This window comes from Janibacter terrae (assembly GCF_039636765.1).
GTDB lineage: Bacteria > Actinomycetota > Actinomycetes > Actinomycetales > Dermatophilaceae > Janibacter > Janibacter terrae.
Map to the genome: position 1 here is coordinate 2,332,746 of NZ_CP144167.1, position 14,820 is coordinate 2,347,565.

Consider the following 14,820-nt stretch of genomic DNA (forward strand, 5'->3'; position numbering starts at 1 on the left):
TCGCCGTTCGCGTCAGCCCGCCTTCTTCGCACGGCGGGCCGCCGCGCTCGCCGCACTCGAGACGGACTTCTTGGCCGGCGCGGCCTTCTTCGCCGCGGTGACCTTCGTCCCCTTCGTGGCCGCGGTCCTGCGGGCCGCGGTCTTCTTCGCGGAGGCCGACTTCTTCGTGGCCGCTCCCTTCGCCGCGGGGGCCGGGTCGGCCTCGTCGACGACGAGCTCGCCGACGACCGGCGAGACCGACGAGGAGGCGAGCACCGGGGCGAGGAACTGCCCCGTGAAGGAGCGTGGCACGGCTGCGACCTGCTCCGGGCTGCCGCTCGCGACCACCTGGCCACCGCCCGACCCGCCCTCGGGGCCCATGTCGACGACGTAGTCGGCGCACTTGATCACGTCGAGGTTGTGCTCGATGACCAGGACCGAGTTGCCCTTGTCGACCAGGCCCTGGAGCACGAGCAGCAGCTTGCGGATGTCCTCGAAGTGCAGGCCGGTCGTCGGCTCGTCGAGCACGTAGATCGTGCGCCCGTTGGACCGTTTCTGCAGCTCGGCCGCGAGCTTGACCCGCTGCGCCTCGCCGCCCGAGAGGGTCGTCGCCGGCTGCCCGAGGCGCACGTAGCCCAGGCCGACAGCGTTGAGGGTCTTCATGTGGCGGGCGATCGCCGGGACGGCCGCGAAGAAGTCCTCGGCCTCCTCGATCGGCATGTCGAGGACCTCGGCGATGTTCTTGCCCTTGAAGTGCACCTCGAGGGTCTCCCGGTTGTACCGGGCGCCGTGGCAGACCTCGCACGGGACGTAGACGTCCGGCAGGAAGTTCATCTCGATCTTCAGCGTGCCGTCACCGGAGCACGCGTCGCAGCGCCCGCCCTTGACGTTGAAGGAGAACCGGCCCGGCTGGTACCCGCGCACCTTGGCCTCGCTCGTCTGGGCGAAGAGCTTGCGGACGTGGTCGAAGACCCCGGTGTACGTCGCCGGGTTGGACCGCGGCGTGCGACCGATGGGGCTCTGGTCGACGTGCACGACCTTGTCGAGGTGCTCGAGGCCGGTCACCGTCTTGTGCCGACCCGGCACCCGGCGGGCGCCGTTGAGCTTGTTGGCCATGACGTTGTAGAGGATGTCGTTGACGAGGGTCGACTTGCCGGACCCGGACACGCCCGTCACCGCGACGAAGTTGCCCAGCGGGAAGCTGACGTCGATGCCGGCGAGGTTGTGCTCCTTGGCTCCCTTGACCGTGACCTCGCGCGCGGGGTCCTGCGGTCGGCGCACGGCCGGGACCGGGATCTCAAGGTCGCCGGAGAGGTAGCGGCCGGTCACCGAGCGCTCGCTCGTCAGCAGGTCGGCGAGCGGCCCGGAGTGGACGACGTGACCGCCGTGCTCCCCCGCTCCCGGGCCGATGTCGACGACCCAGTCCGAGGCGGCGATGGTGTCCTCGTCGTGCTCGACGACGATCAGTGTGTTGCCGAGGTCGCGCAGCCGGGTCAGCGTCTCGATGAGCCGGTGGTTGTCGCGCTGGTGCAGACCGATGCTCGGCTCGTCGAGCACGTAGAGCACGCCCACCAGGCCCGAGCCGATCTGCGTGGCCAGCCGGATGCGTTGCGCCTCGCCACCGGAGAGCGTGCCCGCGGCCCGCGAGAGGGAGAGGTACTCCAGGCCCACGTCGAGGAGGAAGCCCAGCCGTGCGTTGATCTCCTTGATGACCTGCTCGGCGATCTGCCGCTCACGCTCGCTGAAGTCGACGGTGTCGAGGAACCCGGCCGCCTCGCGGATCGAGAGCGAGGAGACGTCGGCGATGCTCTGCCCACCGACAAGGACGGCGAGGGACTCCGGCTTCAGGCGGGTCCCCCGGCACGTCGGGCACGGGATCTCGCGCATGTACCCCTCGTACTTCTCCCGGCTCCAGTCCGACTCGGTCTCGGTGTGCCGGCGCTTGATGAAGGGGATGACCCCCTCGAAGCCGGTGCTGTAGGAGCGCTCCCGCCCGAAGCGGTTGCGGTACTTGACGTGCACCTTGTGGTTGCGTCCGTGCAGGAGCGCCTCGCGGGCGCGGCTCGGCAGCGCCCGCCACGGCGTGTCCATGTCGAAGCCGAGGTCGTCGCCGAGCGCCGACATCGTGCGCTGGAAGTACTGGGCCGACTGGGTCCCCTGCGCCCAGGGCGCGATGGCCCCCTCCGCGAGCGTCAGGTCGTCGTCGGGGACGACGAGCTCCGCGTCGACCTCGAGCTCCGTCCCCAGGCCCGTGCAGACCGGGCAGGCGCCGAAGGGGGAGTTGAAGGAGAAGGACCGCGGCTCGATCTCGTCGATGTTGAGCGGGTGGTCGTTGGGGCAGGCCATCGTCTCGGAGTAGCGGCGCTGACGCTGCGGGTCGTCCTCGTCGAGGTCGACGAAGTCGATGACGAGCACGCCCCCGGCGAGCCCGAGGGCGGTCTCCACGGAGTCGGTGACCCGCTGCTTCGCGGCCCGGTCCTCCTCCCCCTTCGCCACGAGGCGGTCGACGACGACGTCGATGGTGTGCTTGACCTGCTTCTCCAGCGTCGGCGGCTCCGCCAGCGAGACGACCTCCCCGTCCACGCGGGCCCGGCTGTAGCCCTTGGTCCGCAGCTCGGAGAAGAGGTCGACGAACTCGCCCTTGCGGGCGCGCACGACCGGCGCCAGGACCTGGAAGCGGGTGCGCTCGGGCAGCTCGAGGAGCCGGTCGACGATCTGCTGCGGGCTCTGACGGGTGATCGCCTCGCCGCAGACCGGGCAGTGCGGCCGACCGACGCGGGCGAAGAGCAGACGCAGGTAGTCGTGGACCTCGGTGATCGTGCCGACGGTCGATCGGGGGTTGCGGTTCGTCGACTTCTGGTCGATGGACACCGCGGGCGACAGCCCCTCGATGAAGTCGACGTCCGGCTTGTCCATCTGCCCGAGGAACTGCCGCGCGTAGGCCGACAGGGACTCGACGTACCGGCGCTGCCCTTCGGCGAAGATCGTGTCGAAGGCCAGCGACGACTTGCCCGACCCCGACAGCCCGGTGAAGACCACCAGGGAGTCGCGTGGGATGTCGACATGGATGTTCTTGAGGTTGTGCTCGCGGGCCCCCTGGACGACGATCCGGTCGTGCAGGCGGGAGCCGGCGGCCTTGGCAACAGTCACGCACCCAACCTTAGGCGGGACCACCGACAGCGCTCTCCCCCCTTCGCCGGACGGGCCGAAGCAGGGCCTAGCCTGAGCGGATGACGACACCGATCGAGGACTATGCCGCCATCGGCGACACCGAGACCGCCGCCCTGGTGTCCAAGGGGGGCTCGGTCGACTGGCTCTGCCTGCCGCGCTTCGACTCCTCGTCGTGCTTCACCGCGCTGCTCGGCACCCCCGAGCACGGCCGGTGGCTCATCGGCCCGGTCGGCGAGGCGACGACGACCCGCGCCTACCGCGGCGACTCCTTCATCCTCGAGACCACGCACCGCACCGCCACCGGGGCGGTCAAGGTGACCGATCTCATGCCCCTCGGCGACGGGCGCGCGGACCTCGTCCGCGTCGTCGAGGGCCTCGAGGGCGAGGTCGAGATGCGCCAGGAGTGGGTCGTGCGCTTCGGCTACGGCCGGATCCGCCCGTGGGTGGCGCACTCCCCCGGCCACGAGCAGGACCGCGAGGTCATCACCGCCATCGCCGGCAACGACATGCTCGTCCTGCGCGGCTCCCGGCTGCCCGTGCCCGAGGGCGACCACCACCGCGACCGGTGGACCGTGCGCGCGGGCGAGCACTACAACTTCTCCACGACGTGGTTCGCCTCCTACAAGCCGATCCCCCCGCCGCTCGACATCCGCTCACGCATCGAGGCGACGTACCAGCGCTCGGCGCAGTGGGGTGCCCGCTGCACCTACGAGGGGCCGTACCAGGACGAGGTCGTGCGCTCGCTGCTCACCCTGCGCCTGCTCACCGACACGCGCCGGGGCGGCATCGTCGCAGCGGTCACCACGAGCCTGCCCGAGGACTTCGGCGGCGAGCGCAACTGGGACTACCGCTACTGCTGGCTGCGCGACGCCTCGCTCACCCTCGAGGCGCTGCTCAAGTCGGGCTACGTCGGCGCGGTCAAGCTGTGGCGGGACTGGCTCGTGCGCGCGATCGCCGGCGACCCGGAGGACATGCAGATCATGTACGCGGTCGACGGCGGGCGGGAGCTGCCCGAGCGCGAGCTCGACCACCTCCCCGGGTACGCGGGCAGCCGTCCCGTGCGCATCGGCAACGGTGCCGTCGACCAGAAGCAGACCGATGTCCTCGGCGAGGTGATGATCGCGCTCGAGGACGCCCGCGCCCAGGGCCTGACCGAGTCGCCCCAGTCGTGGGCCGTCCAGCGCGCCCTCGTCAACAACCTCGCCACGCACTGGCAGGACGCGGACAACGGCCTGTGGGAGATCCGCGGACCGCTGCGCCACTTCACCCACTCGCGGGTGATGGTGTGGGCCGCCTTCGACCGCGCCATCCGGGCGGTCGAGCTCCACGGGTACGAAGGGGAGGTCGAGACCTGGCGCGACCTGCGCGAGCGGGTGCGCGCGGACGTGCTCGAGCACGGGTGGGACGAGGACCGGCAGAGCTTCACCCAGCACTACGACACCACCGAGGTCGACGCCTCGCTGCTGCTCATCCCCATGGTCGGGTTCCTGCCCCCGGACGACCCTCGGGTCCTCGGGACGATCGCCGCCGTCGAGCGCGACCTCCTGCGCGACGGGTACCTCCTGCGCTACCGCACGGAGTCGGGCGTCGACGGCCTCGCCGGTGACGAGCACCCCTTCCTCGCCTGCTCCTGGTGGCTGGTGAGCGCCTACGCCCTCACCGGGCAGCTCGACAAGGGGCACGCCCTCATGGCCCGTCTGTGCGGGCTGCTCAACGACGTCGGCCTCGTCGCCGAGGAGTACGACGTCGGGGGCCGTCGGCAGGCGGGCAACTTCCCGCAGGCCTTCAGCCACCTCGCCCTGATCGGCGCCGCCTACGCGCTGCGTGATGCCGACGCCGCCGCGGCCCGTGGCGAGCACCCCAGGACGGACGACACAGCGACCCCCGTTCACCCCGTTGAAGGAGCGATCTCATGACCGACACCTACGACCCCGACGTCACCCCGGGCGGCCCCTGGTCCACCCGGGAGCTGGCCCACCTGACGATCCGCAAGCTCTCCGTGTCCGAGATGCACAACAACGTCTACCTGCTCACCTGCCGGGCGAGCGGTGCCCAGCTGCTCATCGACGCCGCCGACGAGGCCGACCGCATCCGCGAGCTCGTCGCCGCGGGCGGGACGGACCTCGGCCACCTCGTGACGACGCACCAGCACTGGGACCACGTCCGCGCCCTGGCGGAGATCACTGCGGAGTACTCCCCCGAGACGTACGCCGGCGAGGACGACGCCGACGCGCTGCCCCTGGCGCCGGACCACCGTCTGGCGCACGGGGACACGATCATCTTCGGCGAGGCCACGCTGGCCGTGACGCACCTTCGGGGGCACACCCCGGGGTCGGTGGCACTCGCGTACGACGACCCCGAGGGCCATGTCCACCTCTTCACCGGGGACAGCCTCTTCCCCGGCGGGGTGGGCAACACCAAGATGGAGGGCCAGAGCTTCGAGTCGCTGTACGCCGACGTCACCCAGCGGGTCTTCGACGTGTACGACGACGACACGTGGGTCTACCCCGGCCACGGCTCGGACACGACGCTCGGAAGGGAGCGGCCCCACCTCCAGGAGTGGCGCGAGCGGGGCTGGTGAGCGCCCGCCCGGTCAGTGCGTCGTCGCGACCTTGATGCCGAACCCGACCATCGCCGCACCCATGCCTGCCTCGATCCGGCGACGGGCCCTCGGTGCGGACAGGGCCACCCGGGCCCGCTCGGCGAGGACGACGAGACCGGTGAGCCAGAGCCCACCCAGGGCCACCAGGCTCAGCGCGTAGAGGGCGAGCACCGGCACCCCTGCCCCGTCGCCGACGAACTGGGGCAGCACCGCGAGGTTGAAGGCGAGCACCTTGGGGTTGGTGAAGTTGCACAGGAAGCCCAGGGCGAAGGACCTGCCCCGTCCACCGCGCCCCCGTCCGACACCGTCCCCGGGGTCTCCGGGGCGAAGTCGCCCCGCCACGCCGTCCACAGCGCGTGCCCGCCCAGCCACAGCAGGTAGGCCGCCCCAACCCACTTGACCGTGAGGAAGAGCGGCTCGCTCGCCACGACGAGCGCACCGAGCCCGCCGGCGGCCAGCAGACCCTGCAAGGCTCCCGCGGCGCTCACCCCGGCCACGGTCACCAGGCCCGTGCCACGACCCCGCACGAGGGCGGCCCGCAGGGTGAGGGCGGAGTCCGGACCGGGCGCGACGGTGATGACGAGCACCAGCGCGAGGAAGGACAGGTAGGTGGCCATGGGACCGAAGACTAGGGTGACGCCGTGAGTCGTGTCGATGCCGTCCCAGCGCCCTTCCTCGTCCTCGCGGGAGTGCTCTCGGTGCAGTTCGGCGGGGCGCTCGCGGCCACCCTCGTCCCGGAGATCGGCGCGGCCGGCTCGGTCATCCTGCGGCTCGGCTTCGCGACGGCGATCCTCCTGCTCGTCGCCCGGCCGCGCTGGCGCGGCCACACCCGCCGGGACTGGGCGACGGTCACGTGCTTCGGTGCCGCGCTCGGGATGATGAACTTCGCCTTCTACGGCTCGCTCGGTCACCTGCCGATCGGCGTCGCCGTGACCATCGAGTTCGTCGGGCCCCTGGCGCTCGCTGCCGTCCTCTCGCGCCGCCCGCGCGACCTCCTCGCGGTCGGCGCCGCGGGGGTCGGGGTCGTCCTGATCTCCCGGGCCCTGAGCATCCCCCTCGACGAGCTCGAGGGCACGGGCATCGCGCTCGCCCTCGCGGCGGGTGCCTGCTGGGCCGGGTACATCGTCTTCTCCGGACGGACCGGAGCGGCGTTCCCCAAGCTGGAGGGGCTCGCCCTCGCCATGGTCGTCGCGACGCTCCTGGTCCTCCCCTTCGGCCTCCTCGACGTCGCCCGGCACGGGACCGGCGCCTGGGACGCCGAGGTGCTGCTCAAGGGGCTGGGCATCGCCGTCCTCTCCTCCGTCCTGCCCTACTCCCTCGAGCTCTTCGCCCTCCGGCGGCTCGCGCCCGCGGTCTTCGGCATCCTGCTCAGCCTCGAGCCCGCCGTGGCGGCGCTCGCCGGGTTGCTCGTGCTCGGCCAGCGCCTCGACCCCGTGCAGCTCGGCGGGATGGCGCTCGTGGTCCTGGCGAGCATCCTCGTCCTCGGCCTGGGTCAGCGCACCCCCGCCACCGAGCTGCCCGTCTGAGGAGATGAAGAAGGGGGTCGGTCACCGCGGCGTGACCGACCCCCTTCGTCTGCCGGCTCAGTGGTCGGAGCCGATGCCCTCCTTGGCGTCCTTGTTGGACTTCCAGAGGCTGGCGACCGTCGTGACACCGAGGATGAGGACGATGGCGCCGAGGGAGAAGAGCGTCGAGATCTCCGGGACGCTCACGTGCTCGCCGCCGTTGATGAAGGGCAGCGTGTTCTCGTGGAGCGCGTGGAGGATGAGCTTGACGCCGATGAAGGCGAGCAGGACCGACAGGCCCAGGCTCATGTAGACGAGCTTCTTCAGCAGACCACCGATGAGGAAGTACAGCTGGCGCAGACCCATGAGCGCGAAGAGGTTCGCCGTGAGGACGATGTACGGCTCCTTGGTGAGGCCGTAGATCGCCGGGATCGAGTCCAGGGCGAAGAGCAGGTCGGTCATGCCGAGGGCGATGACGACGATGAAGAGAGGAGTCGCGACGCGCTTGCCGTTCTCCTTGGTGAAGAGCTTGGGGGCCCACTCGGTCGTGCTCGGCACGGTCCGCTGGAACCACTTGATGACCGCGTTGGGCTCCCACTCGTCCTCCTCGTCGTGGCTCTCCGTGGCGAGGTTGAACGCGGTGTAGATGAGGAAGGCGCCGAAGATGTAGAAGACCCAGGCGAACTGGTTGATCGCGGCGGCGCCGACGAAGATGAAGATCGTCCGCAGGACGATCGCGATGATGATGCCCCACAGGAGCGCGGTCTGCTGGAAACGGGCCGGCACGCCGAACTTCGCCATGATGATGATGAAGATGAAGAGGTTGTCGACCGAGAGCGAGTACTCGGTCAACCACCCGGCGAAGAACTCGGTCCCGCGGTCACCCCCTTCCATCAACCACAGGCCGATGCCGAAGAGCACTGCCGCCGAGACGTAGATGCTGAGGATCGTCGCGACCTCGCGCGTGGAGGGGACGTGCGGGTTGCGGGCCACCCAGATGACGTCGAAGAGCAGCACCGCGGCGGCGACACCGAGCGTGAGGAGCCACGCCCAGGTCGGCACGTCCATGGTGCCGCCGCTCATGATCGACGGCTGGAGCGATGAGATGGTGGACAACGGGAACCTTCCGGACAGGGAACACAACGTCCGGAGGTCTCTCCCACCCCCGAGGGGGCCGATGACCCGGGTCGGCGGACCGACCGTGCTGACGAGCCAACGCTTGGGGGTACTCCCCTCCGCTCCCTCGAGTCTCTCACGACCCACCCCGGTCCGGCTGCAGGACTCTGCCCGGGCGCCCCCGGCTACCGGGTCGCGGCGGTCATCTGCCGCAGCTCCTTCTTCAGGTCCCCGATCTCGTCGCGCAGGCGCGCCGCGAGCTCGAAGTGCAGGTCGGTGGCCGCCTGGTGCATCTGGTCGGTGAGCTCCTGGATGAGTCGGGCCAGCTCGGTCGCCGGCAGGTCGCGGCCCCGCTCCGTGGTCTCGGCGCCCGCCTTGCCACCGCGACCCTTGCCGCGGGACTGGCTGCGACCGGAGCCGAGCAGCTCGTCGGTGTCCGCGTCCTCGCGGCGCAGCATGTCGGTGATGTCGGCGATCTTCTTGCGCAGCGGCTGGGGGTCCAGGCCGCGCTCACGGTTGTAGGCGATCTGCTTGACCCTGCGGCGGTGGGTCTCGTCGAGGGCCTCCTGCATCGAGGGGGTCACCTTGTCGGCGTACATGTGCACCTCGCCCGAGACATTGCGGGCGGCGCGACCGATCGTCTGGATGAGCGAGCGGGCGCTGCGCAGGAAGCCCTCCTTGTCGGCATCGAGGATGCTCACGAGGGAGACCTCGGGCAGGTCCAGGCCCTCCCGCAGCAGGTTGATGCCGACGAGGACGTCGAACTCGCCGAGCCGCAGCTCGCGCAGCAGCTCGACCCGTCGCAGGGTGTCGATGTCGGAGTGGAGGTAGCGCACCCGCACCCCCTTGTCGAGGAGGTAGTCGGTGAGGTCCTCGGCCATCTTCTTCGTCAGGGTCGTCACGAGGACCCGCTCGTCGCGGTCGGCGCGCTGACGGATCTCGTGCAGGAGGTCGTCGATCTGGCCCTTGGTCGGCTTCAGGACGACCTCGGGGTCGATGAGGCCGGTGGGGCGGATGACCTGCTCGACGTACCCGTCGGACTTGGCCAGCTCGTAGTCGCCGGGGGTCGCGGAGAGGTAGACCGTCTGCCCGATCCGCTCGAGGAACTCCTCCCACTTCAGCGGGCGGTTGTCCATCGCGCTCGGGAGCCGGAAGCCGTGCTCGACGAGGGTGCGCTTGCGGGAGGCGTCGCCCTCGTACATGGCCCCGATCTGGGGCACGGTCTGGTGCGACTCGTCGATGACGAGGAGGAAGTCCTCGGGGAAGTAGTCGAGCAGGCAGTTGGGCGCGGTGCCCGGCAGGCGGCCGTCGATGTGCATCGAGTAGTTCTCGATCCCGGCGCAGCTGCCGACCTGGCGCATCATCTCGATGTCGTAGGTCGTGCGCATCCGCAGTCGCTGGGCCTCGAGCATCTTGCCCTGGCGCTCCATGTCCGCCAGGGTCTGCTCGAGCTCGGTCTCGATGCCCGCGATGGCCCGCTCCATGCGCTCCGGCCCGGCGACGTAGTGGGTCGCTGGGAAGATGTGCATCTGCTGCTCCTCGCGCACCACCTCACCGGTGAGCGGGTGGAGGGTGTGGACGCGCTCGATCTCGTCGCCGAAGAACTCGATGCGCACGGCCAGCTCCTCGTACACCGGGATGATCTCGACCGTGTCGCCGCGCACGCGGAAGGTGCCGCGGGTGAAGGCCAGGTCGTTGCGGGTGTACTGCATCGTGACGAACTTGCGCAGCAGCTCGTCCCGGTCGATCTGGGTGCCGACCTCGAGGGTGACCATCCGGTCGACGTACTCCTGCGGCGTGCCGAGGCCGTAGATGCACGAGACCGAGGCGACGACGATGACGTCCCGGCGGGTGAGCAGGCTGTTGGTCGCGCTGTGGCGCAGACGTTCGACCTCCTCGTTGACCGAGGAGTCCTTCTCGATGTACGTGTCCGTCTGGGGCACGTAGGCCTCGGGCTGGAAGTAGTCGTAGTAGCTGACGAAGTACTCGACGGCGTTGTTGGGCAGCAGCTCGCGGAACTCGTTGGCCAGCTGCGCGGCGAGCGTCTTGTTGGGCGCCATGACGAGGGTCGGGCGCTGGACCTCCTCGATGAGCCAGGCGGTCGTCGCCGACTTGCCGGTGCCGGTGGCGCCGAGGAGGACGATGTCCTGCTCACCGGCCCGCACGCGCGTCGCGAGGTCGGCGATCGCGGTCGGCTGGTCACCGGCCGGCTCGAACTCCGAGATGACCTCGAAGGGAGCCACCGTACGTTGCAGATCGGTCACCGGGCGCATGACCACCACGGTATGTCACCCCACCGACAACCCTCAGAAGTCGACCGGGTGCTCGGGCAGGTCCGCCCGGGAGTGGCCGCTGCGGATGACCTTCCAGTGGCCACCCGGACCGCGACGCAGGGTCCACCGCCCGAGGCGCGCGATGGGCGCCAGCGCCATCACCATGCCGCGGACCGCGTCCTGCGCCTCGTCGTCCTCGGCGGCGTCGTGCCCTCCCGTCACGAGGAAGCGCAGGTGGATCTGGGGCTGCCCCCGCACGATCTCGACGGACCGGTCCTCGACGCGGTGCCCGAGCGCGAGCAGCTCCTCGGCACGCGGCAGGAGGCTCTGCGGCGGCACGCCCGGCGAGACTCCGTGCACGTCGACGGCGACGCGGTAGGACGGCACTCAGGCCCCCCGGGCCCCGGGCGACCACCCGGTCTCGCGGGCCCAGGCCTCGACCCGTCCGTGGGCGGCGGCGAACCACGGCTCCTTGGCGTCGGCGTACTCCCTGCGGGTCAGCCCCTCGGCCGCGAGGCGTTCCTTCTCCGCGCGGTAGTCCGCGCGCGCGGAGGGGTCCTCCCGCAACCAGTCGCGGAATAGCAGCGCCCAGCGCCACCCCGACGAGCCCACCTCGCGCACGTGTACGTGGACCGGCACGGCCGGGTCGCTCCCCAGGTGGTACCGCTTCGGCCAGGTGGCGGAGTCCCGCGAGGTGTCCAGCGGGGTGTCCTCGACGACGCCCTCGATCCGGGGCCATCCCCCTTCGACCGTCGCCGCGAGGAAGGCGGCGGAGTCCGCGACGTCGAGCGAGGCCACCCCGACCTGCAGGTCGATGATCGGCTTGGCGTGCATCGGGACGGCCGTGGACCCGATGTGGTCGAGCGTCACCGCGAGGTCGCCGAGCCGGTGCCGCAGACGAGCGATCTCGCGCGCGGCCCGCCCCGCCCACGCCGGGTCGGGCTCCACGAGGACGAGCTCCTGCGGCGCGCGCACCGGGGTGAGCTCGGCGAGGTTGTCGGCGAAGGGGGCCAGCCGCGCCTCCCACAGCCGGTCCACCGCGGCGACGAGCTCCTCCGGGGACCCGTTGTTGTCGAGGAGGACGTCGGCGACCGCGCGCCGCTCCTCGTCGGTGGCCTGGGCGGCGATCCGCGAACGGGCCTCGTCCTCGGGCATGCCCCGCGACCCGACGAGCCGCTGCACACGCACCTCCTCGTCGGTGTCGACCACGAGGACGAGGTGGTACTCCCCCGCCATCCCCTTCTCGACGAGCAGCGGCATGTCGTGCACGCCGATCGCCGTCCCGGCCGCCTCGGCGGCCGCGAAGCGCTCCGCGGTGCGCGCCCAGATCGCGGGGTGGGTGATGCCCTCGAGCGCGGCGAGGGCCTGCGGGTCACCGAAGACGACCCGCCCGAGCGCCGGACGGTCGAGCGCCCCCTCCACGTCGAAGACGCCGTCACCGAAGCGTTCCCGGACCCGCTCCAGCGCCGCCTCCCCCGGCTCGACGACCTCGCGGGCGATCCGGTCCGCGTCGACGACCACCGCACCGAGCTCGGCGAGCCGGGAGGAGACCGTCGACTTCCCGGAGCCGATCCCACCTGTGAGTCCGATGCGCAGCATGGGCCCGATCCTAGGCAAGACGAAGGGGGGCGCCGCACCGGATCGGTGCGACGCCCCCCTTCGTCGTCAGGAAGCGACCCGGGTCAGTTGCCCGTGAGCTTCTCGCGGAGCGCGGCCAGGGCCTCGTCCGAGGCGAGCGTGCCCTCGGACGTCGGCGCCGGGGCACCAGCGCTCGGCGCGCCCGAGCTGCTGCTGCTGCTGTCCGAGCTGTACGAGGTGGTGCTGACGGAGTCGGCACCACCCTCGGCAGCGGCGGCGTCGTCCGCAGCGGCCTTCTCCATCTGGGCGCGGTGGGCCTCCCAGCGGGCGTGGGCGTCGGCGTACTGCTTCTCCCATGCCTCGCGCTGGGTGTCGTAGCCCTCGAGCCACTCGTTGGTCTCAGCGTCGAAGCCCTCGGGGTACTTGTAGTTGCCCTGCTCGTCGTACTCCGCGGCCATGCCGTAGAGGGTCGGGTCGAACTCGGTGAGGTTGGCGCCGTCCTCGTTGGCCTGCTTGAGGCTCAGCGAGATGCGGCGACGCTCCAGGTCGATGTCGATGACCTTGACGAAGATCTCCTGGCCGACGTTGACGACCTGCTCCGGCAGCTCCACGTGGCGCTCGGCCAGCTCGGAGATGTGGACCAGGCCCTCGATGCCGTCCTCGACGCGCACGAAGGCACCGAAGGGGACGAGCTTGGTGACCTTGCCCGGGACGACCTGACCGATCGCGTGGGTCCGGGCGAAGTGCTGCCACGGGTCCTCCTGCGTCGCCTTGAGCGACAGGGAGACGCGCTCGCGGTCCATGTCGACGTCCAGGACCTCGACCGTGACCTCGTCGCCGACCTCGACGACCTCGGAGGGGTGGTCGATGTGCTTCCAGGACAGCTCGGAGACGTGGACGAGACCGTCGACGCCACCCAGGTCCACGAAGGCACCGAAGTTGACGATCGAGGAGACGACGCCGGAGCGGACCTGCCCCTTCTGGAGCTCCTTGAGGAAGGTCGTGCGGACCTCGGACTGGGTCTGCTCGAGCCAGGCACGGCGGGACAGGACCACGTTGTTGCGGTTCTTGTCCAGCTCGATGATCTTGGCCTCGATCTCCTTGCCGACGTACGGCTGGAGGTCGCGGACGCGACGCATCTCCACGAGGGAGGCGGGGAGGAAGCCGCGCAGGCCGATGTCGAGGATGAGACCACCCTTGACGACCTCGATGACGGTGCCGGTGACGACGCCGTCCTCTTCCTTGATCTTCTCGATGGTGCCCCAGGCGCGCTCGTACTGCGCGCGCTTCTTGGACAGGATGAGTCGGCCTTCCTTGTCCTCCTTCTGGAGGACGAGGGCCTCGACGAGGTCGCCGACGGCGACGATCTCCGAGGGGTCGACGTCGTGCTTGATGGACAGCTCGCGCGAGGGGATGACACCCTCGGTCTTGTAGCCGATGTCGAGAAGCACCTCGTCGCGGTCGACCTTGACGATGTGGCCCTCGACGATGTCGCCATCGTTGAAGTCCTTGATCGTGGCGTCGATGGCGGCGAGAAGATCTTCCTCAGAGCCGATGTCGTTGATGGCGATCTGAGGGGCGGTCGTGTCGACCGTGCTGGCAGTCATGTAGTAGGAACTCCGATTGTGGACAGTTGATCGTATGGAACGGGTGCGGTGCAGGCATTGCACCCGGGTGTCCTGGTGGACACATCTGGGCACACAAGAGTGCCCTCCCATCGTAGTGCTCAGGCACGAGGGGGGCAAAACCCCTGCGTCGGCTAGCGTCCACCCCATGGACGAGGGCCCCGACGAGCACCCGGACGCCGTCAGCCGGCGCGAGAGCGACCAGGGCGAGACGGTCCGCGCCAACCGTGGGTGGTGGGACCGCGAGGCCACGGACTACCTCGCCGAGCACGGCGGCTTCCTCGGTGACGCCGACCTGGTCTGGGGCCCCGAGGGCTGGACCGAGGAGGACCTGCACGTCCTCGGACCGCGCGACCAGCTCGCCGGCCGGCGGGTCCTCGAGTTCGGCGGGGGCGCCGCCCAGGGGGCGCGCTGGTGCGCCGCGCAGGGCGCGCACGTCGTCTCCACCGACCTGTCCGCCGGCATGCTGGCCACCGCCCGCCTGCTCGACGCCCGGCACGACGGCCCCGCTCCCCTCCTCGCCCAGGCGGACGCGAGCCGGCTCCCCTTCGCCGACGCGAGCTTCGACATCGTCTTCTCCGCGTACGGGGCCACCCCCTTCGTCGCGGACTCCGCCGGGCTCATGCGCGAGCTCGCGCGCGTGCTGCGACCGGGCGGCACGCTCGCCTTCTCCACCTCGCACCCGATCCGGTGGGCCTTCCCCGATGTGCCGGGACCGGACGGCCTGACCGCGACCGGGACGTACTTCGACGAGACCCCGTACGTCGAGACCACCGCCGGACGGGCCAGCTACGTCGAGCACCACCGCACGCTGGGGCACCGCATCGCCGAGCTCGTCGAGGCGGGTCTCCTCCTGCGCGCGCTCCTCGAGCCCGAGTGGCCACCGGACAACACCGAGACCTGGGGCGGCTGGTCGCCGCTGCGCGGCGAGCGCCTGCCCGGGACCGCGATCTTCGTCGCCACAACGTGAG

General features: G+C 70.6%; 11 protein-coding genes and 1 pseudogene. 4 read left to right on the plus strand and 8 right to left on the minus strand.

Features of this window, described 5'->3' with window-relative positions:
• Positions 1 to 12: 12 nt before the first annotated feature.
• Positions 13 to 3,129, minus strand: a complete 3,117-nt coding sequence (gene uvrA, locus V3C34_RS11460; protein ID WP_068421286.1) for an excinuclease ABC subunit UvrA — start codon at positions 3,127 to 3,129, stop codon at positions 13 to 15.
• 80 nt (positions 3,130 to 3,209) lie between these two features.
• Here uvrA and V3C34_RS11465 point away from each other — a divergent pair, with 80 nt between their 5' ends.
• Together V3C34_RS11465 and V3C34_RS11470 are read left to right on the plus strand one after the other, a co-directional pair.
• Positions 3,210 to 5,066 (plus strand): glycoside hydrolase family 15 protein, encoded by a 1,857-nt coding sequence (locus tag V3C34_RS11465; protein WP_068421284.1) that lies wholly within the window; start codon positions 3,210 to 3,212, stop codon positions 5,064 to 5,066.
• On the plus strand, positions 5,063 to 5,731 hold the full coding sequence (locus V3C34_RS11470; protein WP_345913809.1) for an MBL fold metallo-hydrolase: 669 nt from the start codon (positions 5,063 to 5,065) through the stop codon (positions 5,729 to 5,731). The genes V3C34_RS11465 and V3C34_RS11470 overlap by 4 nt, the downstream gene beginning before the upstream one ends.
• 12 nt (positions 5,732 to 5,743) lie before the next feature.
• Here V3C34_RS11470 and V3C34_RS11475 read toward each other — a convergent pair whose 3' ends face one another.
• Together V3C34_RS11475 and V3C34_RS11480 are read right to left on the minus strand one after the other, a co-directional pair.
• Positions 5,744 to 6,094, minus strand: coding sequence for a LysE family translocator (locus V3C34_RS11475; RefSeq protein WP_346007184.1), 351 nt, complete (start codon positions 6,092 to 6,094; stop codon positions 5,744 to 5,746).
• Positions 6,095 to 6,135: 41 nt separating this feature from the next.
• A pseudogene (locus V3C34_RS11480) lies at positions 6,136 to 6,369 on the minus strand (LysE family transporter); the annotation flags it as partial.
• Between the two features lie 24 nt (positions 6,370 to 6,393).
• Here V3C34_RS11480 and V3C34_RS11485 point away from each other — a divergent pair.
• A complete protein-coding gene (locus tag V3C34_RS11485) occupies positions 6,394 to 7,278 on the plus strand; it encodes an EamA family transporter (RefSeq protein ID WP_346007185.1) in 885 nt (294 codons plus the stop codon).
• 57 nt (positions 7,279 to 7,335) lie between these two features.
• Here V3C34_RS11485 and V3C34_RS11490 read toward each other — a convergent pair whose 3' ends face one another.
• The 5 genes from V3C34_RS11490 to rpsA all read right to left on the minus strand — a co-directional run bounded on the left by V3C34_RS11490 (position 7,336) and on the right by rpsA (position 13,831).
• Positions 7,336 to 8,325, minus strand: coding sequence for a TerC family protein (locus tag V3C34_RS11490; protein ID WP_068323746.1), 990 nt, complete (start codon positions 8,323 to 8,325; stop codon positions 7,336 to 7,338).
• 233 nt (positions 8,326 to 8,558) lie between these two features.
• Positions 8,559 to 10,646, minus strand: coding sequence for an excinuclease ABC subunit UvrB (gene uvrB, locus V3C34_RS11495; RefSeq protein ID WP_068421356.1), 2,088 nt, complete (start codon positions 10,644 to 10,646; stop codon positions 8,559 to 8,561).
• A gap of 33 nt (positions 10,647 to 10,679) precedes the next feature.
• Positions 10,680 to 11,033: a hypothetical protein gene (locus tag V3C34_RS11500; RefSeq protein WP_068323745.1), complete on the minus strand. Its 354-nt coding sequence runs from the start codon at positions 11,031 to 11,033 to the stop codon at positions 10,680 to 10,682.
• Positions 11,034 to 12,245 (minus strand): dephospho-CoA kinase, encoded by a 1,212-nt coding sequence (gene coaE / locus V3C34_RS11505; protein ID WP_346007186.1) that lies wholly within the window; start codon positions 12,243 to 12,245, stop codon positions 11,034 to 11,036.
• Positions 12,246 to 12,328: 83 nt separating this feature from the next.
• Complete coding sequence (rpsA, locus tag V3C34_RS11510) at positions 12,329 to 13,831, minus strand: 30S ribosomal protein S1 (protein WP_068323743.1); 1,503 nt, start codon at positions 13,829 to 13,831, stop codon at positions 12,329 to 12,331.
• A 166-nt stretch (positions 13,832 to 13,997) separates the two neighbouring features.
• On the opposite strand from rpsA, the gene V3C34_RS11515 reads away from it, so the two are divergent.
• Entirely contained in the window at positions 13,998 to 14,819 is an 822-nt protein-coding gene (locus tag V3C34_RS11515; protein ID WP_346007187.1) for a class I SAM-dependent methyltransferase, read from the plus strand.
• The last annotated feature ends 1 nt before the right edge of the window (position 14,820 follow it).